Below are 23,345 nucleotides of genomic sequence, written 5' to 3'. Positions count from 1 at the left end.
TTCGAAGCATCGCCGTCGCGGCGGCCGCCTTGGCGGTGCTGAGCGGACGCGCCCCGCCGGCAGCGCCGACAAGCAACCCCTCGGCAACTCCGGCAACCACCGCGGGCTCAAGCATCATTCAAAGCCCGGGCTCATGCCGTGTGCATCAGCCCGGACTCGTCGGGGAACGCTTGAAAGGCAACCCGCGGCGGCCGCGGCGCCCGGCCTTTGGCCAACTGAGTGAATCAGTTGGCCAACCACCGTGGAACCTGGCCACGTAGCGTGAAACCTCAAAGCTGGTTCAACTAGAACGGGACGCTTGTTCATGTAAATCGGAACAGATTCAAATAGCGTGGAATCTCATAGATACTGCGAAATTGCTCAGTTAGGTCGGGATCTCACACTGAAGAACTAGAAGTCCCAGTCGTCATCCTCAGTATTAACAGCCTTGCCAATCACGTAAGACGAACCCGAGCCCGAGAAGAAGTCGTGGTTCTCGTCCGCGTTCGGTGACAGGGCCGACAGGATGGCCGGGTTTACGTCGGTGACGGAGGCCGGGAACATGGCCTCGTAGCCCAGGTTCATCAGCGCCTTGTTGGCGTTGTAGTGCAGGAACTTCTTGACGTCCTCGGCCAGGCCGACGGAGTCGTAGAGGTCGTGCGTGTACTGGACCTCGTTCTCGTACAGCTCGAAGAGCAGCTCGAACGTGTAGTCCTTGATCTCCTGCTTGCGCTCCTCGGACAGGCCCTCGAGGCCCTTCTGGAACTTGTAGCCGATGTAGTAGCCGTGGACGGCTTCATCGCGGATGATCAGGCGGATCAGGTCGGCCGTGTTCGTCAGCTTGGCCCGCGAGGACCAGTACATCGGCAGGTAGAAGCCTGAGTAGAACAGGAAGCTCTCCAGCAGAGTGGAGGCCACCTTGCGCTTCAGCGGATCGTCGCCCTGGTAGTAGTCCATGACGATCTGGGCCTTCTTCTGAAGGTTCGCGTTCTCCGTGGACCAGCGGAATGCCTCGTCGATCTCCTTGGTGGATGCCAGTGTGGAGAAGATGGAGGAGTAGCTCTTCGCGTGCACCGACTCCATGAAGGCGATGTTCGTGTAGACGGCCTCTTCATGCGGGGTGATCGCGTCCGGAATCAGCGAGACAGCTCCGACGGTGCCCTGGATGGTGTCCAGCAGCGTCAGGCCGGTGAACACGCGCATAGTGAGCTGCTGCTCGTCCGGGGTCAGCGTCGCCCACGACTGCACGTCGTTGGACAGCGGGATCTTCTCCGGGAGCCAGAAGTTGTTGACCAGGCGGTTCCAGACATCCACGTCCTTGTCATCCTGGATGCGGTTCCAGTTGATCGCCTCGACGTGGCTAAGCAGCTTGACCTTCTCGGTCATGTCATCCCCTAAAAGTTGGGTTAGTTCTTAGTTAAAGCGTACGACGGCGGGCGGGCGCCCGCCGTCGTACTCTCACGATTTAGTTGAAGCTACAGCATGCAGCTGACGCAACCGTCCACCTCGGTCCCTTCCAGCGCGAGCTGGCGGAGACGGATGTAGTAGATGGTCTTGATGCCCTTCTTCCAGGCGTAGATCTGGGCCTTGTTGATGTCGCGCGTGGTGGCGGTGTCCTTGAAGAACAGCGTCAGGGACAGGCCCTGGTCCACGTGCTGCGTGGCTGCGGCGTAGGTGTCGATGACCTTCTCGTAGCCGATCTCGTACGCGTCCTGGTAGTACTCCAGGTTGTCGTTCGTCAGGTACGGCGCCGGGTAGTACACGCGGCCCAGCTTGCCTTCCTTGCGGATCTCGATCTTGGACGCCACCGGGTGGATCGAGGAGGTGGAGTTGTTGATGTAGGAGATCGAGCCGGTGGGCGGCACAGCCTGCAGGTTCTGGTTGTAGATGCCGTGCTCCATGACGGAGGCCTTCAGCTCGCGCCAGTCATCCTGCGTGGGGATGTGGATGTTCTTGAACAGCTCCGCGACCTTCTCGGTCTGCGGGACCCATTCCTGCTCGGTGTACTTGTCGAAGAACTCCCCGGAGGCGTACTTGGACTTCTCGAAGCCGCCAAAGGTCTGGCCGGTCTGGATGGCCAGCCGGTTGGAGGCGCGGACCGCGTGGTACACCACCGAGTAGAAGTAGATGTTGGTGAAGTCCAGGCCCTCTTCGGAGCCGTAGTGGACCCGCTCGCGGGCCAGGTAGCCGTGCAGGTTCATCTGGCCGAGGCCGATCGCGTGGCTCTGGTCGTTGCCGCGGGCAATCGAGGGCACCGAGGTGATGTTGGACATGTCCGAGACGGCCGAGAGGGACCGGATGGCCGTCTCAATGGTCAGGCCGAAGTCCGGCGAGTCCATGGTCTTGGCAATGTTCAGCGAACCCAGATTGCAGGAGATGTCCTTGCCGGTCTGGTCGTAGGACAGGTCATCGTGGTACGTCGTGGGCTGGGAGACCTGGAGGATCTCGGAGCACAGGTTGGACATGATGATCTTGCCGTCGATCGGGTTTTCCCGGTTCACGGTGTCCTCGAACATGATGTACGGGTAGCCGGATTCGAACTGGATCTCGGCGAGGGTCTGGAAGAACTCGCGCGCCTTGATCTTGGTCTTCTTGATCCGGGAATCGTCCACCATCTCGTAGTACTTCTCGGTGACCGAGACGTCGGAGAACGGCATGCCGTAGACCTTTTCGACGTCGTACGGGGAGAACAGGTACATGTCCTCGTCCCGCTTGGCCAGCTCGAAGGTGATGTCCGGGATGACGACGCCGAGCGAGAGGGTCTTGATGCGGATCTTCTCGTCCGCGTTCTCGCGCTTGGTGTCCAGGAAGCGGTAGATGTCCGGGTGGTGCGCGTGCAGGTACACCGCGCCGGCACCTTGGCGGGCACCGAGCTGGTTGGCGTAGGAGAAGCTGTCCTCGAGGAGCTTCATCACGGGGATGACGCCGGAGGACTGGTTCTCGATCTGCTTGATCGGCGCGCCGACCTCGCGGATGTTGGTCAGCGCGAAGGCCACGCCGCCGCCGCGCTTGGAGAGCTGCAGCGCCGAGTTGATGGACCGGCCGATCGACTCCATGTTGTCTTCGATGCGGAGCAGGAAGCAGGAGACCAGCTCGCCGCGCTGCTTCTTGCCGGCGTTCAGGAACGTCGGGGTGGCCGGCTGGAAGCGGCCCTCGATGATCTCGTCCACCATCTGGGTGGCGAGCTTCTCGTCGCCGCGGGCCAGGTGCAGGGCCACCATGCAGACGCGGTCCTCGTAGCGCTCCAGGAAGCGCTTTCCGTCGAACGTCTTCAGCGTGTAGGAGGTGTAGAACTTGAACGCGCCGAGGAAGGTCTCGAAGCGGAACTTCTTCTTGTACGCGCGGTTGTAGAGCTCGCGGATGAAGTTCATCGTGTACTGGTCGAGGGTTTCGCGCTCGTAGTACTCGTTCTTGACGAGGTAGTCGAGCTTTTCCTCGAGGTCGTGGAAGAACACGGTGTTGTTGTTCACGTGCTGCAGGAAGTACTGGTGCGCGGCCTCGCGGTCGGCCTCGAACTGGATCTCTCCGTTGGGGCCGTAGAGGTTCAGCATGGCGTTGAGCTCGTGATAGCCCAGGCCCTTGTAAGCGGCCGGCATCTCGTGCTTTTCCTGCTTCTCGGCGGTGCCGGTGCCGGTGCCCGTGTGCAGGCCTGCGCCCTCAGTTACTGCTGTGTCTGCGACAGTCGTGTCCAAAACTCTTCCAATCCTTGTTGTACGCGGTTGACGTCTTCCGGCGTCCCCATGAGTTCGAAGCGATATAGGTGCGGGACCTTGCACTTGGCGGCGATGATGTCTCCGGCCATGCAGTAGTTGTCCCCGAAATTCGTGTTCCCTGCGCCGATCACTCCGCGGATCAGCTTCCGGTTGCCCGGGTCGTTCAAAAACCTGATGACCTGCTTTGGAACAGATCCCTCTCCCCCGGTGCCGCCGTAGGTCGGCAACACCAGCACGTAGGGCTCCCGGGCCACCAGCGGAGCATCCCTCGGGTAGAGGGGGATCCTGGCGGCGTCGACGCCCAGCTTCGCAATGAAGCGTGCCGTATTTTCGGAGGTGGAGGAAAAGTAGATGAGGCGGCAGTGCGTTAGTTCGGGAGCCGCTGTGCTGACTGCTTCCCCGCTGTCAGCCGCGGCAGCCACCCGATCATCAGTTGTTACAACCACGGTGGTCACCTCATCTACCGTGAATTCTTGCCTGGTAGCGGCGCCCCGGACGTTCCGTCTGCTGGGCGTTTCAGGCTACAGCGACGGCGGCAGCCTGCGCCAGTTCTTCGATCTTGTCCGGGCGGAAACCGGACCAGTGATCCTGGTCGGTAACGACAACGGGGGCCTGCATGTAGCCCAGGGACTTCAGGCGCTCAAGGGCCTCCGCATCCTGGGAGATATCGACGCTCTGGTAGGCGATGCCCTTCTTGTCCAGCGCGCGGTAGGTCGCGTTGCACTGAACGCAGGCCGGCTTCGTGTAAACCGTAACGGTCATGGTCCTGTCCCCTTTGTTGAAGTCTTCTGTGGAGCGCTATCCCGGCTCCGGCTGTCCCGCCCTGTTGCTCTGCTGGAACTGTATGTCGATACTACATGTAGTGCAAGAGCCTCACGCGGACCCCAAGATGATGTATTACAAGTATGTCATTTAACCCACCTTTAATCCACAGGAGGGGGCCCTCCAAATGTCCGGATTTCAGCCATTTTGGCGGACGAAATCCACACCCTGTGCAGTAGTTACCCACATTAATCACCCCCGCGTGTCGCACCGCAGACGGCGTGTCGCGCCCCTCCGCTGGTAAGCGCCACGGTGGCGCCGGCCACTACATCTGGTGTCCGGGCACACGAAAGAGGCGGGCACCGTGGTGCCCGCCTCTTAGGGTCGTGATTGTTCTAACACCCCGCGGTCAAATAGCGCCCTTGGTGGTGGCACTCTTCGAAAAAGCGTGGTCGAGCACGATCTGTTGCACGTCGAGGTAGCCCGTTTCAAACCCGGCCCGGCAGTAGCACAGGTAGAACAGCCACATCCGCTGGAAGACGGCGTCGAAGCCCATGGCCCCTACCTCGTCCGCGCGGGCCATGAACCTCTCCTCCCAGAGCCGCAGGGTCTGGGCATAGTGTTCGCCCATCGCCAGGCGTTCGCGCACGCGCAGTCCGGTCTGCTTCTCGGTGATGTCTTCGATGGCGCGGACGGACGGAATGACCCCGCCGGGGAAGATGTACTTGTGCACCCAGGTGTAGCTGGTGCGGGTGGCCATGAGCCGGTCGTGAGCGATGGTGATGGCCTGGATGGCCACTTTGCCGCCGGGGGCCAGGACCCGCTCGATGGTCTGGAAGTACGTGGCCCAGTATTCGAAGCCGACGGCCTCGATCATTTCGACCGAGACGACGGCGTCGTACTCGCCCTCCACGGCACGGTAGTCCTTGAGCTCGATCGTGACGGCGTCTGCGTAGCCGGCCTCGGCCACGCGCTGGCGGGCCAGTTCCTGCTGTTCGCTGGACAGGGTGACTGAGTACACCGTGGCGCCGCGGGCGGCGGCGCGCAGCGCCAGCTCGCCCCAGCCGGTGCCGATTTCCAGGACGCGGGTACCTTCCGTCACGCCAGCCTTGTCCAGCAGGCGGTCGATCTTGGCCTGCTGCGCGGCCGCCAGCCCGTCCCACGGCACGCTCCGCAGGGCGTCGCCGCTTTCCGGGAAGAGAGCGCTGGAGTACGTCATAGTGCTGTCCAGGAACGAGGCGAAGAGCTCGTTGGAGAGGTCGTAGTGCCGCGAGATGTTGGAGCGGGTGTTCTTCTCCGTGTTCCGTTCCCTGCGCGGCTGGTGCGGCAGGTAGAGGCCGCGCAGCTTCTGCAGCGGCTCCGGCACCAGCGTGCCGACGCGGGAGGCGAACACCTCCATGACGGCGGTGAGGTCATCGGCGTCCCAGTCACCGGCCATGAAGGACTCGCCGAGGCCGATCAGGCCGCCGTCGCCGAGCCGGGTGGCGAAGGCCTCCGGCCGGTTGATGGTCATGACGGGGTAGGCGGCGGGAGTCTGGTCCGAGGCAGCCTCGCCTGAGGCGGCCTGTTCCCGAGCGGAACTGCCCAATACTGCGTTGCCGAACGCTGCCTTCCCCAATACTGTGCCGTCCGGGTACCGGACTTCCAGCGGCAGCCGGCGCACGGCCGCCTTGAAGATGGCGTCCGCAGCGCGTCCGGCCACACGGGCCTTGAGGCTCGAGGGCACGGCCGCGATGCTGGGCCAGATGGCGGCGTCGATGGTGACGGGCGGCTGGGGAACTGTGTAGGGCACCCTACTGTTTACGGCGCCGCCGTTTACGGTCGTGCTGTATGCGGCGCTACTGCGCGTGGTGCCCGGTGCCCGTCCCGTACCGGATCCGGTCGCTTCGGTCATTGTCACTGAACTGCCTCCTGTGAACGGTGATGTGGTTTCTTGATGATGGGCAGGCGGCGCGCCCACAGCCTGATGCCTTGCCAGCGGATCTGTGCCGCGACACGCAGCGGCGCAAGGGGGACCGCGAGCGCCGCGGACGCGATGTTCCGCAGGGTGGCTTCGCGGCGGACGCCGTCCATGGTGGCGATGAAGGGCTGCTGGCCCTCCCGTTCCAGGACGATCGAAACGGCGAGCCGTTCGCCGGGTTCGGGGAGCTTCATGCGGTACTCGCCGTCGACGTCGTTGAACGGCGAGACGTAAAAGGCTTTCGGGACGCTCGCCCGGCCTGCGCCGTCCGTTTCGAGGAGGTAGCAGTGCCGCTCCCCGTAGGTGTTGTGAACCTCGACGACGACGCAACGCAACTCACCGGCGGCGTCATGGCACCAGAACACGCTCAGCGGGTTGAAGACGTGCCCGAGCACCCGGGCGCTGGCGAGCATGGTGATGCGTCCGCCGTCGAGCCCGTTACCCTGCGCGGGCCCGATCCCCTGGGTGGCAAGGTAGCGTTCCACGTTGCCGCGCAGCGTGCCGTCCGGATCGCCGAGGTGGTCCTCCACCCGGAACCCGGCCAGCGGCCGGAGCAGGCGCGGGAGCTGCGGGAGGTGGTCGACGTCGACATACCAGCTGTAGCTGCGGTAGGTGAAGGCGTTGCGCAGCGGGGTGCGCCGCACGTGCGAGATGACTGTGCGGTAGACGGCTGCGCGGTCAATGGCGGTGCTGTGGGTGGCGGCCCGGCGGATGGAGTCCTGCGCGCTCATGGCGCCTCCACTGTGGCCGGTTGAACTGTGGCTGGCTGAACAGTGGCCGGCTGAACAGTGGCCGGCTGAACAGCGGCCGGCTGAACAGCGGCCGGCTGAACTGCGGCCGGCTGGAGGTCCGGGTCCACGGCCGCCGAGCCGCTATTGACAGTGCCAATGTTGACACTGCCGATGTTGGCAGTGCCGATGTTGACCTGGTCCCAGTCGCGGCCCAGCCGGGCGGCGGCCTTGAGGCCGGACAGGGCGCCGTCCTCGTGGAATCCCCAGCCGTGGTAGGCGCCGGCAAAGGCCAGACGCTCGTCGCCGAGCCCGAGAATCCGCTGCTGCGCCGCCAGCGACTCCGGGGTGTACTGCGGGTGCTCGTAGACCATCCGGTCCAGGACCGTGGCGTCCTCGATCAGCTCGGATTCGCCGAGGCTGACGATGTACCGGCCGCCGTCCGCGGGCTCCAGGCGCTGCAGCCGGGTCATGTCGTAGCTGACCAGGACCTTGTCCGGCCGGGCGTCGCAGGACGGCAGCCGGTAGTTCCAGGAGGCCTGGGCGTTGGGGCTGGCCGGCAGCACGGTTGGGTCGCGGTGGAAGACGGTCTGGTTCACCGAGTACGGCATGCCGCCAAGGGCGGCCCGCTCGGCGGCCGAGGGATCGGTCAGCATCCGCAGGGCCTGTGCCGGGTGGGTGGCGATGACGACGGCGTCAAAGGTCTCCCGCACGGTCCCGGCACCCAGCGCGGACGTGACGTCCACGCCGTCGGGGTGCCGGTGCACCGTGGTGACGGGGCTGGCGAGCCGGATGTCCGGCAGGTTCTTGGCCACCTTGTCGACGTAGCTGCGCGAGCCGCCGGTGACCGTCCGCCACTGCGGCGAGCCCTTGACGCCGAGCAGGCCGTGATGGCCCAGGAAGGTGAACAGGTAGCGGGCCGGGTAGGCCAGCGCGGTGGTGGGGTCACAGGACCAGACGGCGCTGACCACCGGGGTCATGAAGTGCGAGATGAAGTAGCTGCTGAATTTCTCCCGGGCCAGGAACTCGCCCAAGGTGAGTTCTTCTCCCGCTCCGGTGCCGGTGCCTGTTTCTATGCCGGTGGAGGGTTCTGCCAGCAGGGCGCGGGCCCGGCGGTGGAACCGGGTGACTTCCAGCAGCATCCGCAGGTAGCGGCCGCGCAGCAGGGTGGACGGCCGGGGAATGATGCCGCGCCCCTTGGGCCGTGCGCCGGCATATTCCAGGCCGCAGCCGTCGCAGCGGACGGACATGCTCATTTCCGAGGCCTGGGTTTGGACGCCGAGCTCAGCAAACAGGCGCAGAAGCGTGGGGTAGGTCCGCTCGTTGTGGACAATGAAGCCGGTGTCCACGCCCAGGGTGGGCCCGTTCTGCTGCGGCACATCGTGGGTGTGGGCGTGGCCCCCGAGCCGCGAGTCCGCCTCGAAAAGGGTTACCCGGTCCTGCCCGTTCAGCACGTAGGCGGCGGTCAGCCCCGCCACTCCGCTGCCGATGACGGCGACGCGCCGGCCTGCCGGAATCCCTGCTGCTTGCGACACTGGTCTGCTCCTGTTGTTTAGCCCGAAATGTTCTCTAACCCGAAGTCTCTTGTGGGCAATTCGTTGCCGCCGGGCGGCCGGATGAGTATGAATTCCGCATTTTTCCGTTCGGCAGTTAGGTCGGCTTTCAGTCCGGCGCCTGTGGCGCCGGACTTCGAAGCCTGGGTGCGGCCCGGGGTCGGCCGGATATGCCACAATGAAGCGGGAATTCCGGTCCCATCTCCGTGGACCCGCTACCAGGCGAAGGGCAGCCCTTGATCAACCCCGTCCACCTGCGGACCCTTGTGGAAGTGATCCGGCTTGGATCGTTTGCGGCCGCCGCGGCCCGGCTCGGATACACGGCCTCGGCCGTCTCCCAGCAGATGTCGGCGCTGGAACGCGACACCGGCGTCACCTTGTTCCAGCGGGCGGCCCGCAGCATCCAGCCCACGGAAGCCGCCGTCGTCATGACGCGGCACGCGGCCAAGGTGCTGACGGACATCGAGACGCTCATGGCCGCCGCCTCCCGGGCGCAGGAGAGCCCCAGCCAGGAGCTGCGGCTGGGCATCTTCCCGAGCCTCGCCACCTATGTGCTGCCGCCGATCCTGCAGAACCCGGCCTGGAAGAAGCTCGGCATCGACCTGCGGGTCTCGGTCGCGGAACCGGCCCAGACCATCCAGGGGCTGCGGACCGGCGGCGAACTGGACGTGGCCCTGGTGTACCAGGTGGGACAGTCCGGCCTCGCCTGGCCGCACACCGTGGACCGGCAGTGGATCGGCGACGACGACTTCCGGGTGGTGCTGCCGGCGGCCTGGGGCATCGGCACGGATTCCAAGGTGGCCGCGCCGCATCTCTCGGACATGCCCTGGATCATGCACCACCCCGGCACGTCCGACGCCACGGTGATCGAACGCCTCTTCGCGAGCTGCAACCTGCACCCCCGCGTGGTGGCCTACAGCGATGACTTCCACGCCAGCCTGGAGATGGCGGCCGCCGGGCTCGGCGCCGCGCTGGTCCCCGAACTCGCCCTGCGGCACCGGCCGGCCGGCGTGGTGGTCCTCGATGTCCCGGAGATCCGACTGGCCCGGAATGTTTTCGCCTTGCTGCTCAACGAGAAGCGGACCGCCCAGGTCCAGTTGTTCGTGGAACTGCTGGCCGAGACGATGCACCGGCTCGGCACCGCACGACAGGACTGAGCTGGTCGGGCTCTACCTAAGGGCCTGCGCCGAAGGTCCCATAGAGGGTTTCCCTGCCGAGCCCGATCGAGAAGGATGGGTCCATGAACAAAAGCTATTCAGCCTCCCGGCCTGTCGCCTCCGACAACCCCGAAGTAATCGCCGCGGCCGTGCGCGCGGCCACCGAGGAACTCCGGGACACCCTGAAGCGCCATGGCATCGAGGTGAGCTTCGAGGACATAGCCCTGCTCGGGCACTCGGAGTCCTGGGACGACGAGGGGACGCGCTGGGTCGAGGTCGAGTGGGACGGCGTAGAAGCCGGTTAGGACCTGATCCGCTTTCCGACCGGTGCCACCAGCGCGTCGATGATCCGGTGCCTGGTCCGGGTGTACGGCGGGTAGATGAGTTCCAGCGTGTCCGGCCACAGCGGCTTGTCCAGAGTGGGGCGCTCGTGCGAGAACGTCCGCACCGAATGTTCCCCGTGGTAGGCCCCCATGCCGCTGCCGCCGACCCCGCCGAAGGGAAGCCCGGGGACGGACAGGTGGGCCGCCGGAACGTCGAAGCACAGCGCCCCGGACGAGGTCCGCTCGGCGAAGGCGCGGCGCGTGGCCGAATCCTTGCTGAAGACGTAAAGGGCCAGCGGTTTGGCCCGGCCGTTGACCTCCTCGATAGCCTCGTCGAGCCCGCGCACGGGCACCAGCGGCAGAAGCGGTCCGAAGATTTCTTCCGCCATGACGGCGTCGCCGGGCGCCGGGCGCAGCAGGGTGGGTGCAAAGTAGCGGCTGGCGGCGTCGCGCTGTCCGCCGTGCACCACCGTGCTCGCGTCGGCGAGGGCAGCGAGCCGTGCGAAGTGGCGGTCATCGACAATCCGGCCGTAGGACGGGCTCGCCGCCGGGTCCGTACCGAAGAGCGCCGCGACGGCCTTGATCAGCTCGGCCTGCAGCGGCTCCAGGACCTCCTCCCGGGCCAGAACGTAGTCCGGGGCGACGCACGTCTGCCCGGCGTTCATGAACCGGCCCCAGGCGATCCGCTTGGCCGCCGTGGCCAGGCCAGTGGACGCATCGACATAGGCCGGGGACTTGCCGCCGAGCTCCAGGGTCACGGGAGTCAGGTGCTCGGCCGCCGCGCGCATCACCACCTTGGCCGCGGCCTCTCCCCCGGTGAAGAAGATGTGGTCGAAGCGTTCGGCCAGCAGCGCCGTGGTCTCCGGGATGCCTCCCTCAACCACCTCGACGGCGCCGGCCAGGTATTCGGGCATCCACCGGGCCAGCGCGGCCGAGCTGGCCGGGGCGTGTTCGCTCGGCTTGAGCACCACGGTGTTCCCCGCGGCCAGCGCACCGGCCAGCGGGCCGAGCAACAATTGCAGTGGATAATTCCACGGTCCGATCACCAGCACCACCCCCAGCGGCGTGAGTTCGGTCCAGGCGCGGGCCGGCTGTACTGCGAGCGGCACCGGCACTCGGCGGGGCCGCAGCCAGCCTTCGAGGTGCCGTTCCAGATGTGCCGCTTCGGCGTCAACAAACCCGATCTCCGCCAGCTGCGCCTCGGTGCGGTGCTTGCCCACGTCCTTGGCTAGGGCCTCGGCGAAGTCCGACTGCCGCTCCGCCAGCAGGCGCCGCAGCCTGCGCAGCTGCTCCAGCCGCCAGGTGAGCGGACGGGTGATCCCGGCCTCGAACACGGCCCGGGCACGGACGACGGGTGAGAGTACATGCTGCATCCGATCAATGTACAGTCACACGGACGTCCGCCGGTCCGGTACCGGATAAAACCCTTCCAACGCTGGAATGGTCCGGTTTTCAGGACTATGTTGAACATATGAACAAGGTAGCGAGCAAGCACTTCGGCGAGGTCGAGCTCAACCACGGAAGGGACCATAATCTCACCGCCACGCATGAGCTGGCGGGCCAGACCGTGGAGCTTGACCTGAATGTCAACGCGCATGACCATTTCGATGAAGCGGCCATGCATAAAGTTGACTACCGCTTGCGCTTCCTACCCGAACTCGTGGACCAGGTCCGCGAAATGATCGCCGAGGAACTGGACCAGGAAGGCACCAGCCCGCAGGAGTACCGCCACTTCCATTGCAACGCGATCAAGGAAGAACACCTCAAGAAGGTCTTCGGCGTCGAGGACAAGAGCCAACTGACCGACGAGGTCTTCCTCAAGGCGCTCAAGCTCGGCCACGTGGGCATCTACCCCGGCCAGCCGGAACGCTACTTCGTCCTGGACTTCACGCTGGGCCAGCACTTCACCGACGAGGTCCTCGTCGCCTCCGCGGATGAGGACGGCGTCGTCGACGACGAAATCCTCTGGGAATCCTGACTCGGGAATCTTGAAACGGGAATCTTGAATCGAGTGCTCCGCAGGTGCCGTTTTGAGCGCTCAAAAGGGCAGTTGCTCAGCAATCGATGACTAAGAACGTACGACGCCGGCCGGCCACCTTGTGAGGTGACCGGCCGGCGTCGTTTGTGGGTGGAGCGGGCTCCTGGGCGGCTGCTTGTGTGGCGGCTGCTTGTTCGGCGGCCTGTTACTTGGCGGCTTGAAGCAGTTCGGCGCGGACCGTCTTGGTGGCCGTGACGAGGTTGCGCAGGGACTCTTCGGTCTCGGCGTAGCCGCGGGTCTTCAGGCCGCAGTCCGGGTTGACCCAGAGCTGGCGGGAGGGGACGTGCTTGACCGCGGTGCTCAGCAGCTCGGTGACTTCCTGCGCGCCCGGGACGCGGGGCGAGTGGATGTCGTAGACGCCCGGGCCCACGCCGCGGCCGAAGCCGTGGGACTCGAGGTCGTGCACAACCTCCATGCGGGAGCGGGCCGCCTCGATCGAGGTGACGTCGGCGTCGAGGCCGTCGATCGCGTCGATGATGGCGCCGAACTCGGAGTAGCACAGGTGCGTGTGGACCTGGGTAGCGTCCGCGGCGCCGGCGGTGGACAGGCGGAAGGACTTCACGGACCAGTCCAGGTACGCGGCCTGGTCGGCCTTGCGCAGCGGCAGGAGCTCGCGCAGGGCGGGCTCGTCCACCTGGATGACCTTGATGCCGGCGGCTTCGAGGTCGGCGATCTCGTCGCGGAGGGCCAACGCCACCTGGTTGGCTGTCTCGCCAAGCGGCTGGTCGTCGCGGACGAAGGACCAGGCCAGGATGGTGACCGGACCGGTGAGCATGCCCTTCATCGGCTTGTTGGTCAGGGACTGCGCGTACTTGGCCCATTCCACCGTGATCGGGGCGCTGCGGGTGACATCGCCCCACAGGATGGACGGGCGGGTGCAACGCGAGCCGTAGGACTGGACCCAGCCGTGCACCGTAACGTCGAAGCCTTCGAGGTTCTCGGCGAAGTACTGGACCATGTCGTTGCGCTCAGGCTCGCCGTGGACCAGGACGTCGAAGCCAAGCTCTTCCTGCAGCTCGACGACGCGCTTGATCTCTTCCTTCATGAGCTGCTCGTACTGCTCCGTGGTGAGGTCGCCGCGGTTGGCGCGGGCCCGGGCGGTGCGGATTTCCGCGGTCTGCGGGAAGGAGCCGATGGTGGTGGTGGGCAGCGGCGGCAGGTGCAACGCCTTCTCCTGGGCAGCCTCGCGGACGGCGTAGGCGGAGCGGTTGAAGTCGGCGTCGGTCAGGGCGGTGGTGCGGGCCCGGACGTCGCCGCGGCGGACGCCCTCGGCCTCTGCGCGGGAGGCGATGACGCGGGTGGCCTCGCCGATGGCGGGCTGGACGGCAGCCTCGTCGGTCAGCAGACCGGCCAGGGTGACAACTTCGACGGCCTTCTGGTCGGCGAAAGCCAGCCAGCTGCGCAGCTGCTCGGACAGCTGGACTTCCTCGTCGACGTCGTGCGGGACGTGCTGGGTGGAAGTGGACGTGCTGATGGCCAGCTTGGCCACCGACTTCTTCAGTTCGGCGATCTTCTTCGCGGAAGCGGCAAGATCGTTGCGCCAGATGTTGTGGCCGTCCACGACGCCGGCGACGAGGGTCTTGTTGCCCAGCGCGGCGAGGGCCGCGGCGGACGGGACCTCGCCCTTGAAGACGTCCAAGTGCAGGGCGTCGATGCCGGTGGCGGCGAGTGTGCCCAGCTGGCCGTTGAGCGCGCCGTACGGGGTGGAGACGAACAGCTGCGGGCGCTGGGCCGTGGCGGCGAGGGCCTCGTAGGAGCGGGCGACGGCGGCCTGGATTTCCACGGCAGGGGTGTCCTGGTCCACCACGAGGGCGGGCTCGTCGAGCTGGACCCAGCTGGCGCCAGCGGCCGCGAGCTTCTGAAGCAGTGCGGTGTAGACGGGGAGGACGTCCTCGAGGCGGGACAGCGGGCTGAAGCCGGCCGGGGCGTCGTCGGAGGCCTTGCTCAGCAGGAGGAACGTGACCGGGCCGACGATGTACGGGCGGGTTTCCACCCCTTTGGCGAGGGCGTACTCGAATTCCTCGACGAGCCGGTTGGAGGTCAGCGCGAAGTTGGTCTCCGGGCCGATTTCCGGCACGAGGTAGTGGTAGTTCGTGTCGAACCACTTGGTCATTTCCAGCGGCTGCTGTTCCTTGTTGCCGCGGGCCAGGGTGAAGTAGCCGTCGATGTCGAGCTGTCCCTCAGCGTTGAGGAGGTTCCCGAAGCGGGCCGGCACGGCGCCGAGGTGGGCGGCGGCGTCGAGCACCTGGTCGTAGTAGGAGAAGGTGCCGGGGACGGCCGCGGCTTCGGTCAGGCCCAGGCCCTGGAGGCGTTTGGCGGTGCCGAGCTGGATTTCCTTGGCGGCGGTGTCCAGGGCTGCGGCGTCGATCTTGCCGGCCCAGTAGGCCTCGACGGCCTTCTTGAGTTCGCGGCGGCGGCCGATGCGCGGGTAGCCGAGGATCGAGGCGGACGGGAAGGGCGTGATGGGAAGTTCAGTCATGGGAAGTCCTTGAAGTTGTCGTTGACAGATGACGAAGGTGGGTGCTCAGCTGGCGAGCTGGCCGCTGGCGGCACGCCGGGAGGCGTTGGCGCGGCCGGCGCGGCCGGCGCCGTGCCCGTTCCCGGGGTGCGGGCGGGGCAAGGCGAGTTTGTCCAGCACGTCCAGGGCGGCTGCGTGCTCATTGAACGTGTACAGGTGGATGCCGGGGGCCCCAGCGGCCAGGGCTGCGTTGGCGAGATCAACCGTCGCGCTGACGCCGATCCGGGTCCGTTCGGCATCGGTATCGGCGGCCGCGAGGCGTTCGATGAGTTCCGGGGCCGGTTCCACGCCGGTCAGTTCGCCCAGCCGGGCGAGCCGCCGGAGGCTGGTCAGCGGCATGACCCCGGGAATGATCGGGATGGTCACCCCGGCCCGGCGTGCCCGGGTCAGGAGGTCGGCGTACTGCTCGGTGTGGAAGAAGACCTGGGTGATGGCAAAGTCTGCGCCGGAGCGCTGCTTGGCCAGCAGGACCTCGACGTCGTGCGCCTCACTCGGGGATTCCGGGTGACGGGTCGGGTAGGCGGCGACGCCGACCGCGACCTTGCCGGCGCACAGCAGCGCCGAGCGGCGCTGCTCCACCCGGCGGATGAGTTCGATCAGGTCCTGGGCGTACCGGAGCGATCCCGGCGGCGGGGTGGCGCCGTCCTTGGGCCGGTCACCGCGCAGGGCGAGGATGCCGCGGACGCCGACGTCGAGCAGGTCGCCGATGATCTCAGCCAGATCCTGCGGGGAGTTACCGACGCAGGTCAGGTGGGCCAGGGGCCGCAGCGTCGTTTCCTGCACGAGCCGGTTGATCAGGTCCAGGGCCGTGCCGTGGTTGGAGCCGTTGGACCCGTAGGTCACTGACACGTAGTCCGGGTCCGTGGCTTCCAGTTCGCCGATGGTGGTCCAGAGGGATTCCGCGGCCGCGGGCGACCGCGGCGGGAACAGTTCGTAGGACAGCGCAACAGGGGCCGCGCCGGCAAGATTGGGATGGGTATCGATAAGGCTTGGTGGTGACATTTGCGTCCTTGGCTGTGAACACTGCCGACAGAAGACCGGTAACCCGGATGACCGGAAACGGAACCGCCGTCAGTGAATTGAGTTTGGGGAACACGGAGGGAACTTCAGCAGGGCGCAGCCGCGACTGGTACGCCTGAAACGAAGTTGTCCGTGAGCAAATGTCAGGCCCACATGGGGGCACCCACACCCTCCTGGACCGCCCTGGGACGGCCTTCAGCGGAGGATCGCTGACACGTTACTGAGGTAACTTGTATAGAACTCTAGGCCCGGTTGCGGGACCCTTCAAGTCAGTGTCCGAATTAAGACGCACCTTTACGGCCGTTTGCGGGGCCCGGCAGAATAATGTTCGCCGCCAACGCCCTTTTCGGCAGGGCCCGCTCTCCCCATCGCAGGTAGTCAGGACTATCCTGTTGCCATGATTCAGCTTCCAGCCAGCTACAAGGAGTACCTCGCCGGCAAGAGCGAGAGCTTCATCAACACGGTCCGTCCCGTCCTCATGCAGTCGGCCGCAGAGCGCTCCCACGGCGTCCGGGTTCTCGTGCTTCCGCATGGCCATCAGGCGCATCTGGACGACACGATCCCCTATGGGACGGTGATTGAGGACATCGACTGACGCCCGGTCAGCCCACCAGCGACGTCTATCCCTCCAGCGACGTCTATCCCTCCAGCTACGCCTATCCTTCGAGCCCGTCTATCCCTCGAGGAGGAGCCGCTGGGAGCGCGGCGCCAGCGTGTGTTCCAGCACCAGGCAGGCGGCACCGACGGCACCGACGTCATCGCCTACTCCCGTGCCCACCACTTCGATGCCGTGGATCTTCCGGGTGGCGCTGTTCGCGTCAACCAGGGCAGGGATTTGCTCCAAGTAAGCCGCAGACAGGCACGTCCAGAACGGGCCCCCAAACACCACGCGGTCCACGTCCAGGGCGTTGGTGAGCGCCGAGACGGCACGGGCCACGAGTACGGCGGACCGACGAATGATGTCTTTGGCCTCTTCGTTGCCGGCGTCGGCCATCGCGCACAATTCCGCGAAGCGTTCCTGGACCGCCGGCGCGCTCCTGTCGTGGAGCGAACCATCCAGGACCCCGGCCGCCTCGGCCTGCGCCACGAGCACTTGCGGAATGGCGGAGGACTTCACGCAGCCGTGCTGTCCGCAGTCGCAGAGGGCGCCGCCGGGATCCACGATGATGTGACCGATTTCTCCGGCGTTGCCCGAGGTCCCGCGGACCACTTCGTCGTTGAGGACGATCCCGCAGCCGATCCCGGTCCCCATGTACATGAAGAGAAAGCTGCCCTCGCCGCTGGGGCCGCCGGCCCAGGTTTCGGCCACGGCTGCGGCGGTCACATCCTTGTCCATCAGCGTGGACAGGCCCGTGGCCTCGGCCAGGGCATCCCGCAGCCCCACATGGTCCCAGCCCGGCAGCAGCGGCGGGTCAACGACGGCGCCCTCGTTGAGGTCGATGGGGCCCGGCGAGGCAACCCCCAGCCCGGCGATCCGTTCCGGGTCCACCCCGGAGTCCAGGATGAGCCGCTTGATTTCGTCCGAGATGGTGTCGATGACGGCCCGGGGGTCGGTGCCGGGCGGGGTGCTGATCCGTGAGTGCCTGACGACGGCGCCGAGCAGGTCCAGCACGACGAACGTGAGTACGGCCGGGTCCAGGTGGACGCCTACCGCATACATTCCGGCGGGATTGAGGCGGAGCATTGTCCTGGGCTTGCCCGGCCCGGTGCCTTCCTTGCCTGCCTCGACGATCAGGTGCTGGTCCAGCAGGCGGCGGGAAATATTGGAGATAGTCTGCGGCGAGAGTCCGACGATCTGGGCGAGCTCCACCCGGCTCATGCCGCCCGGCGCGCGGCGGATGGCGTCCAGAATGACCGTGAGGTTGAAGTCACCCATCTTCGGCAGGTTGGTCCCTCGCCTCGGAGAGGGTTGCCGGAACTCCGTCACTGTTACCTCTAAACGTCTTTGGCCACGCACAGCAGTTGTCAGAATCGTACGTTACGTGCAGGCGTGCGCCCACACTTGCGCTTTTCAGACACAATGTTTCTCCCGCTACGGCCGCCGGGTGCTTGCCGTGACGGTGAACTTCGGATTCCTGCCGACCTCGCGGGTGGGCCCGATCAGGCGTTCGAGTGCCGGCCGGTAATGCAGGTGGCTGTTGAACACGGTCCAGAGTTCCCCGCCCGGCGCGAGCACCCTGCCGGCGGCTTCGATCAGCTTGATCCCTGCGCCGGAGTGGACGGCCGCTTCCAGATGGAAGGGCGGGTTGAGCAGGACGAGGTCGGCGCTGGCGTCCGGGAGGGAGCTCATGGCGTCGTCCTGGAGCACTTCGATCCGGCCGTCCAGGCCGTTCGCGCGGGCGGTAGCGAGGGCAGAGTCGACGGCGGCCGCGGACCGGTCGGTGGCGGTGACGCGGGCGCCGGGGTTGGCGCGGGCGTACATCGCCGCGAGAATTCCGGTGCCGCAGCCCAGGTCGACGGCGTGGGTGGCGTGCGGCATCCGGGGCAGGAAGTCCAGCAGGAACCTCGTCCCGATATCCAGGCCGGTGCCGGCAAAGACGGCGCCGCGCGCGCAGACGGTGAGGCCCAGTTCGTCATTTGTCTCAGTGACCGGGAAGGGCAGCGCGGCCGGGACCGGCTTGGGGCCCCGGGCCAGCAGCAGCCGTGATTTCTGCCGGGCCAGTTGGGGCTGGACGTCGTCGAAGCAGCGCGCCAGCACGGCATTCATGCTCAGGCTCATGTGCTTGACGCGGCCGCCCGCCAACAGCACGACGTCGGGCGCCGCGTAGCGGGCCACGGCGTCGGCGATTTCCTCAAGTTCCGCCAGGGACCGGGGCAATTGGAGCAATACGAGGGAGGCGCCCTCCAGCAGGCCGGCGCCCAACGGGAGGTGCTTGAAGCCGACGTCGATCGCCAGGGCCTCGGCGTTCGCCCGCAGCGCCCGTTCACCGGTGATGAGGTCCTGGTGGACCCGGACGGCGTCCGCCCCGAGCGTCAACGCCCCCAGCGTCAGGGCACCGTACCGGTCCCCCACCACCGCGAGCCGGGTTCCGGGTTTCAGCATTCCGGCCGCGTGCATTTCAAGGGCAGTGTCCAGCAGAAGTCTGTCCGTGGCGTCCCAGGCCTGCAGGTTGGCGGCCTCGACGTCAGGGAATCTTCTCAGCCGGGCAAAGAGGGATTCGAAGCTGTTGTCCGCCACGCGCGTTAGGCCGCCGTTTCTTCTCGGGCTTGGGTCATTGGGCTGGGTGTGAGGCCAGGGCGTCCACCCTCTGGTGCTGAGGGCCTAACATTTCACGCTTTACGTTATACCGGTCCGGGTCAGCAGTCTGACGATTCCCGCCACGGCGGCCCGGCCGGCACGATTGGCGCCGATGGTGGACGAGGACGGCCCATAACCGACGAGATGGACCCGGGGCTCGTCCGCGACCTGGGTGCCGTCCATCGCGATGCCGCCGCCGGGTCCGCGAAGGTGCAACGGGGCGAGGTGTTCGAGTTCGGCCCGGAATCCCGTGGCCCACAGGATGACCCCGGCGGCCAGGAAGCTGCCGTCTGCCAACCGGACGCCGTCGGGCTCGATCGCGGTGAACATGGGGTGCCGGTCCAGGACGCCGCGCGCTGCCGCGGCGCGCAGCGCCGGGGTCCAGATCAGGCCCGTCACGGAGACGACGCTCTGCGGCGGAAGGCCCTGGCGCACCCGCTCCTCAACGAGGGCGACGGCGTCGTGGCCCGCCTGCCGGTCGAAGGCGGCCCCGCGCCAGAGAGGTACCCGGCGCGTGAACCACGTGGTGCTGGTGACCTTTGAGATCTCATCGAGCAGCCCGACGGCCGAGATCCCGCCGCCGACCACAATGACATGTTGGCCGCGGAATTCGTCGGCGGAGACGTAGTCGGCAACGTGCAATTGCCGGCCGCGGAAGCTGGCCTTGCCCGGATAGATGGGCCAGAACGGCCGGGTCCAGGTGCCGGTCGCGTTGATCACGGCGCGGGCAGAGAATCCGCCGTGGGAGGTGGTGATGTTCAACCGTCCGGCGGGATCATCGTCTTCCCGGGTCACCGACTGCACCTTCACGGGCCGTTCGATCGCGAGGCCGAGGTCGTGTTCGTACCCGCCGAAATAGCGGGTGAGGAAGCTGGAGCTGGCCTCGGCGGGATCCACGTCGGGCTGCGGGATTCCCGGGAGGTCGCTGATGCCGTTCACCGTGGCCATGAGCAGGCTCTTCCAGCGGTGCCGCCAGGCCCCGCCTGGCCCGTCCTCGGCGTCGAGCACGATGTACGTCCCCGCAGGCCGGCCCTCCCCTGCTGTCGGTCCTTCTGCTGCGGCCCCTCCGGTGCCGGCCGCGACGGGGCCGGCCGCGACGGGGCCGGCCGGGACGGCCGCGACGAAGCCGCGGCGCTGAAGGTGGTAGGCCGCCGACAGCCCCGCCTGCCCGGCGCCGACCACGACGACGTCGGCCAGTCGCGCCGTCTCCACAGTCAAGATCCGGCCCCCGCTCAGATCTTTTTGACGACGCTGGACTTGAGCTGCATGGGGCCCACGCCGTCCACCTTGCAGTCGATATCGTGGTCGCCAACACCGTTGACCAGGCGGATGCCGCGGACCTTGGTCCCGACCTTGATGACCGTGGAGCTGCCCTTGATTTTCAGGTCCTTGACCACCGTGACCGTGTCGCCGTCGGCGAGGACGTTGCCCACCGCGTCCTTGACGACGGGGGCTGCGTCTGTATCGCTGTCTGAGCCGGCGTCTGTATTAGTCTCCGCGGACGCGGACCATTCGTGCGCGCACTCCGGGCAGACCAGGAGCGCCCCCATTTCATAGGTGTATTCGCTGGAGCATTCGGGGCACGGGGGCAGGGAATCGTTCACCCGTCCAAGTTTAGTCGCCGCTGTTGCTTGCCGGTCGCCGCTGGCGGGGCGCCTCAGAACGGGTTCAGCAGACGGTCCACGAACTGCCGCGTGCGTTCTTCCCGCGGGTCCCGCAGCACGGTGTCGGGGTGGCCACGTTCGACCACCACACCGCCGTCCATGAAGATGACTTCGTCGGCCACCTGGCGGGCGAACGCGAGCTCGTGCGTGACCACCACCATGGTCCAGCCTTCGTCCGCGAGTTCCTTGATCACGGTCAGGACCTCGCCCACGAGTTCTGGGTCCAGCGCCGAGGTCGGCTCGTCGAAGAGCAGCAGTTGCGGGCGCAGGGCGAGGGCACGCACAATGCCGACACGCTGTTGCTGGCCGCCGGAGAGCTCAAAGGGATAGCTGTCCTCCTTGCCGGCCAGTCCCACGCGGGCCAGCAACTCCCGGGCCGACTGGATCGCCTCAGCCTTGGGCCGCTTCTGCACCTGGACCGGGCCTTCGATCACGTTCTCCAGGACGGTCTTGTGCGGGAAGAGGTTGTAGTGCTGGAACACCATGGCGCTGCGGTCCCGCAGGGCGAGCACCTGCTTCTTCGCCACCGGAGTGGAGAAGTCGACGGTCAGTTGCCCAGCGAACTCAGCGACGCCGGCGTCGGGCATTTCGAGGCCGTTCAGGCACCGGAGGACCGTCGTCTTGCCTGATCCGGACGGCCCGATCAACGTGACCACTTCGCCGCGGCGGACCTCAAGGTCGATGGATTTCAGCACTTCATGCTGGCCGAACGCCTTGCGCAGACCCGTGACGGTCAGCAGGGCGGCCTCCGGGACGGGGGCTTCCGGGACCGGAACCCCAAGGGGCGGAGGCTCAAGGGGGTCGGAAGGATGCCGTTCAGGGGGCGGGAGTTCAGTGGGCGACATAGCGGTCCAATCTCTTCTCCAGGGCGGACTGTCCGCTGGCGAGAACGAGGCAGATGATCCAGTAGATCACGGCCGCCTCCAGATACAGCAGCATGAATTCCTGGCTGAAGGCTGCCACCTGCTGCGCCACGCGGAACAGTTCGGTGACCAGGATCAGCGACGCCAGCGAGGTGTCTTTGACCAGGCTGATGAAGGTGTTGGACAGCGGCGGGACCGAGACCCGCGCGGCCTGCGGCAGGATGATCCGCACCAGGGTCTGGTGGCGCGACATCCCGATGGTGTGGCCGGCCTCCCACTGCCCCTTGGGGACGGACAGTATGGCCGCGCGGATGACCTCCGCGGCATACCCGCCCACGTTCAGGGAGAACGCGATGATGGCGCTGGGCCAAGGGCTGATGGTGATTCCGACGGACGGCAGTCCGTAGAAGATGACGAACAGCTGGACCAGGAGCGGGGTTCCGCGGATGACGGAGATGTAGGTCCGTGCCACCGCGGAGACCGCGCGATTGCGGCTCAGCCGCATGAGGGCGACCACCAGGGCCAGCAGCAGGCCCAGGCTGAACGAGGCCAGCGCCAAGGGAATAGTGCCGGTGATTGCCCCCATCAGGAGGGGGCCCAGCGATGACCACACGAGTTCCCAGTTGATGTTCATGCCCGGACGCGGCGTTTCTCGGCGGCTTTCACAGGCCTACTTTGAGACGTCGGCGTCGAAGTACTTCTGCGAGATCTTCGTCAGGGTGCCGTCGGCCGCCAGCTCGCCGAGGGCCTTGTTGATGGCGTCGGTCAGGCTGGTCGATCCCTTGCGCAGGGCGAAGGCGCTCAGCGACTTGTCAGTGGTTTCGGCGGCAATCTTGATAGCGGTGTCGTGGTCGGTCTTCTGGTAGTCCAGGTAGGTCAGCTTGTCGTTGATGGTTGCATCGACCCGGCCCTGCTTGAGCAGCGTGATGGCCTGCGCCCATCCCTCCACTGCCTCGACGTTCGCGCCGCTCTGCTGCGCCAGTTTGTACCAGTTGCTCGTCAGGGACTGTGCCGTGGTCTTGCCCTTCAGGCTGTCGAAGGAGGTGATGTTGTTGTCGTCAGCCTTGGTTACGATAACGCCGGTGCTCACCGTGTAGGGGGTCGAGAAATCGTACTTCGCCTTGCGTTCGTCCGTGATGGAAACCTGGTTGGCGACGACGTCGAACCGCTTGGCGTCCAGGCCGGCGAAGATGGCGTCGAACTGCGTCTCCTGGAAGGCCGGCTTGACGCCCAGCTTCGCGGCGACGGCGTTGATGATCTCCACGTCGTAGCCGGTAAGTTCACCGCTGCCGTTGGCGTGGAACGTGAACGGCTTGTAGGTGCCTTCCGTGCCGACTTTGAGCACGCCGGCGCTCTTGACGTCGCTCAGGGACGTGTCCGCACCGGCTGCCGGTGCCGAGCTGGCCGGAGTGGTAGACGCGGAGCCGCAGCCTGCCAGGGCGAGTCCTGCTGCTGCAATGAGGCCGATAACGGAAAGTCGTGTGCGCTTCATGATGGTCCTTAGTCGTCGAGCCGGAAATGGCCTTCCAGCTGAGCCGCGTGGCGGCCTGTCTCCTAGCGACGATAGCAAGGTCCAGCTCAGGGTGGAGAGCTTAAATGACAGTTTGTGACGCCTGGCCATGAGACCGTCTTGACGGATGCACGTTTTGACGTGCCGGACACCTGCGGAGGGTACGAAAAAGGGAACCACCGTTTGACGGTGATTCCCTTTCTGGTGGAGCTGAGGGGACTCGAACCCCTGACCCCCTGCATGCCATGCAGGTGCGCTACCAGCTGCGCCACAGCCCCGAATTTCCTGGGGACGAATCAACGTCCCGCAAGCAACCTGA

21 protein-coding genes and 1 tRNA gene are annotated in these 23,345 nt (G+C 66.2%); 4 read left to right on the top strand and 18 right to left on the bottom strand.

The genetic code is table 11. The features are described from left to right. Positions 1 to 390: 390 nt before the first annotated feature. The 7 genes from nrdF to M2428_RS09100 all read right to left on the bottom strand — a co-directional run bounded on the left by nrdF (position 391) and on the right by M2428_RS09100 (position 8,677). Positions 391 to 1,365, bottom strand: a complete 975-nt coding sequence (gene nrdF, locus M2428_RS09130) for a class 1b ribonucleoside-diphosphate reductase subunit beta (RefSeq protein ID WP_264354130.1) — start codon at positions 1,363 to 1,365, stop codon at positions 391 to 393. 89 nt (positions 1,366 to 1,454) lie between these two features. Further along, positions 1,455 to 3,575: a class 1b ribonucleoside-diphosphate reductase subunit alpha gene (nrdE, locus tag M2428_RS09125; RefSeq protein WP_277525937.1), complete on the bottom strand. Its 2,121-nt coding sequence runs from the start codon at positions 3,573 to 3,575 to the stop codon at positions 1,455 to 1,457. 65 nt (positions 3,576 to 3,640) lie between these two features. Then, on the bottom strand, positions 3,641 to 4,045 hold the full coding sequence (gene nrdI / locus M2428_RS09120) for a class Ib ribonucleoside-diphosphate reductase assembly flavoprotein NrdI (RefSeq protein ID WP_277525936.1): 405 nt from the start codon (positions 4,043 to 4,045) through the stop codon (positions 3,641 to 3,643). Between the two features lie 163 nt (positions 4,046 to 4,208). Beyond that, a complete protein-coding gene (gene nrdH / locus M2428_RS09115; protein ID WP_018773329.1) occupies positions 4,209 to 4,454 on the bottom strand; it encodes a glutaredoxin-like protein NrdH in 246 nt (81 codons plus the stop codon). A gap of 409 nt (positions 4,455 to 4,863) precedes the next feature. Next, the gene (locus tag M2428_RS09110) at positions 4,864 to 6,348 is read right to left on the bottom strand and encodes a class I SAM-dependent methyltransferase (RefSeq protein ID WP_277525935.1); all 1,485 of its coding nucleotides are present in this window, start codon (positions 6,346 to 6,348) and stop codon (positions 4,864 to 4,866) included. A gap of 2 nt (positions 6,349 to 6,350) precedes the next feature. Continuing rightward, positions 6,351 to 7,145 carry a DUF1365 domain-containing protein gene (locus M2428_RS09105; RefSeq protein WP_277525641.1) on the bottom strand — a complete coding sequence of 265 codons (795 nt, stop codon included), beginning with the start codon at positions 7,143 to 7,145 and terminating at the stop codon, positions 6,351 to 6,353. After that, complete coding sequence (locus M2428_RS09100; RefSeq protein ID WP_277525640.1) at positions 7,142 to 8,677, bottom strand: FAD-dependent oxidoreductase; 1,536 nt, start codon at positions 8,675 to 8,677, stop codon at positions 7,142 to 7,144. Before M2428_RS09100 ends, M2428_RS09105 begins: the two co-directional genes overlap by 4 nt. Before the next feature lie 254 nt (positions 8,678 to 8,931). On the opposite strand from M2428_RS09100, the gene M2428_RS09095 reads away from it, so the two are divergent. Together M2428_RS09095 and M2428_RS09090 are read left to right on the top strand one after the other, a co-directional pair. After that, the gene (locus M2428_RS09095) at positions 8,932 to 9,852 is read left to right on the top strand and encodes a LysR family transcriptional regulator (protein WP_277525639.1); all 921 of its coding nucleotides are present in this window, start codon (positions 8,932 to 8,934) and stop codon (positions 9,850 to 9,852) included. Between the two features lie 83 nt (positions 9,853 to 9,935). Then, positions 9,936 to 10,157 carry a hypothetical protein gene (locus M2428_RS09090; protein ID WP_277525638.1) on the top strand — a complete coding sequence of 74 codons (222 nt, stop codon included), beginning with the start codon at positions 9,936 to 9,938 and terminating at the stop codon, positions 10,155 to 10,157. Here M2428_RS09090 and M2428_RS09085 read toward each other — a convergent pair. Continuing rightward, entirely contained in the window at positions 10,154 to 11,548 is a 1,395-nt protein-coding gene (locus tag M2428_RS09085; RefSeq protein WP_277525637.1) for an aldehyde dehydrogenase family protein, read from the bottom strand. The two genes, M2428_RS09090 and M2428_RS09085, sit on opposite strands and share 4 nt — an antisense overlap. A 98-nt stretch (positions 11,549 to 11,646) precedes the next feature. Here M2428_RS09085 and M2428_RS09080 point away from each other — a divergent pair, with 98 nt between their 5' ends. Then, positions 11,647 to 12,153, top strand: coding sequence for a DUF2004 domain-containing protein (locus M2428_RS09080; RefSeq protein WP_277525636.1), 507 nt, complete (start codon positions 11,647 to 11,649; stop codon positions 12,151 to 12,153). Between the two features lie 205 nt (positions 12,154 to 12,358). Here M2428_RS09080 and metE read toward each other — a convergent pair whose 3' ends face one another. Then, positions 12,359 to 14,692, bottom strand: coding sequence for a 5-methyltetrahydropteroyltriglutamate--homocysteine S-methyltransferase (gene metE / locus M2428_RS09075; protein WP_277525635.1), 2,334 nt, complete (start codon positions 14,690 to 14,692; stop codon positions 12,359 to 12,361). Between the two features lie 45 nt (positions 14,693 to 14,737). Beyond that, on the bottom strand, positions 14,738 to 15,733 hold the full coding sequence (locus M2428_RS09070) for a methylenetetrahydrofolate reductase (RefSeq protein ID WP_277525634.1): 996 nt from the start codon (positions 15,731 to 15,733) through the stop codon (positions 14,738 to 14,740). A 415-nt stretch (positions 15,734 to 16,148) separates the two neighbouring features. Here M2428_RS09070 and M2428_RS09065 point away from each other — a divergent pair, with 415 nt between their 5' ends. Continuing rightward, a complete protein-coding gene (locus M2428_RS09065) occupies positions 16,149 to 16,346 on the top strand; it encodes a hypothetical protein (protein ID WP_277525633.1) in 198 nt (65 codons plus the stop codon). A 78-nt stretch (positions 16,347 to 16,424) separates the two neighbouring features. Here the strand turns inward: M2428_RS09065 and M2428_RS09060 are convergent, their stop codons facing one another. The 8 genes from M2428_RS09060 to M2428_RS09025 form a co-directional block, all read right to left on the bottom strand. Further along, positions 16,425 to 17,627 carry an ROK family transcriptional regulator gene (locus M2428_RS09060; protein ID WP_277525632.1) on the bottom strand — a complete coding sequence of 401 codons (1,203 nt, stop codon included), beginning with the start codon at positions 17,625 to 17,627 and terminating at the stop codon, positions 16,425 to 16,427. Positions 17,628 to 17,783: 156 nt separating this feature from the next. After that, entirely contained in the window at positions 17,784 to 18,929 is a 1,146-nt protein-coding gene (locus M2428_RS09055) for a class I SAM-dependent methyltransferase (protein ID WP_277525631.1), read from the bottom strand. A 99-nt stretch (positions 18,930 to 19,028) separates the two neighbouring features. Next, positions 19,029 to 20,207 carry an NAD(P)-binding domain-containing protein gene (locus M2428_RS09050; protein WP_277525630.1) on the bottom strand — a complete coding sequence of 393 codons (1,179 nt, stop codon included), beginning with the start codon at positions 20,205 to 20,207 and terminating at the stop codon, positions 19,029 to 19,031. Between the two features lie 14 nt (positions 20,208 to 20,221). Continuing rightward, positions 20,222 to 20,593 (bottom strand): zinc ribbon domain-containing protein YjdM, encoded by a 372-nt coding sequence (locus M2428_RS09045; RefSeq protein ID WP_277525629.1) that lies wholly within the window; start codon positions 20,591 to 20,593, stop codon positions 20,222 to 20,224. 53 nt (positions 20,594 to 20,646) lie between these two features. After that, positions 20,647 to 21,498: an amino acid ABC transporter ATP-binding protein gene (locus M2428_RS09040; RefSeq protein ID WP_277525628.1), complete on the bottom strand. Its 852-nt coding sequence runs from the start codon at positions 21,496 to 21,498 to the stop codon at positions 20,647 to 20,649. Next, positions 21,485 to 22,150, bottom strand: a complete 666-nt coding sequence (locus M2428_RS09035) for an amino acid ABC transporter permease (protein WP_277525627.1) — start codon at positions 22,148 to 22,150, stop codon at positions 21,485 to 21,487. The genes M2428_RS09040 and M2428_RS09035 overlap by 14 nt, the downstream gene beginning before the upstream one ends. 36 nt (positions 22,151 to 22,186) lie before the next feature. After that, positions 22,187 to 23,008, bottom strand: a complete 822-nt coding sequence (locus M2428_RS09030) for an amino acid ABC transporter substrate-binding protein (RefSeq protein ID WP_277525626.1) — start codon at positions 23,006 to 23,008, stop codon at positions 22,187 to 22,189. A 220-nt stretch (positions 23,009 to 23,228) separates the two neighbouring features. Beyond that, positions 23,229 to 23,304 (bottom strand) — tRNA-Ala (locus tag M2428_RS09025). Between the last annotated feature and the right edge of the window lie 41 nt (positions 23,305 to 23,345).

The sequence above is a fragment of the Arthrobacter sp. ES3-54 genome (genome assembly GCF_029504395.1).
GTDB lineage: Bacteria > Actinomycetota > Actinomycetes > Actinomycetales > Micrococcaceae > Arthrobacter.
Note: the sequence above shows the minus strand (reverse complement) of the source record. Positions and strands in the feature narration are given on the sequence as shown.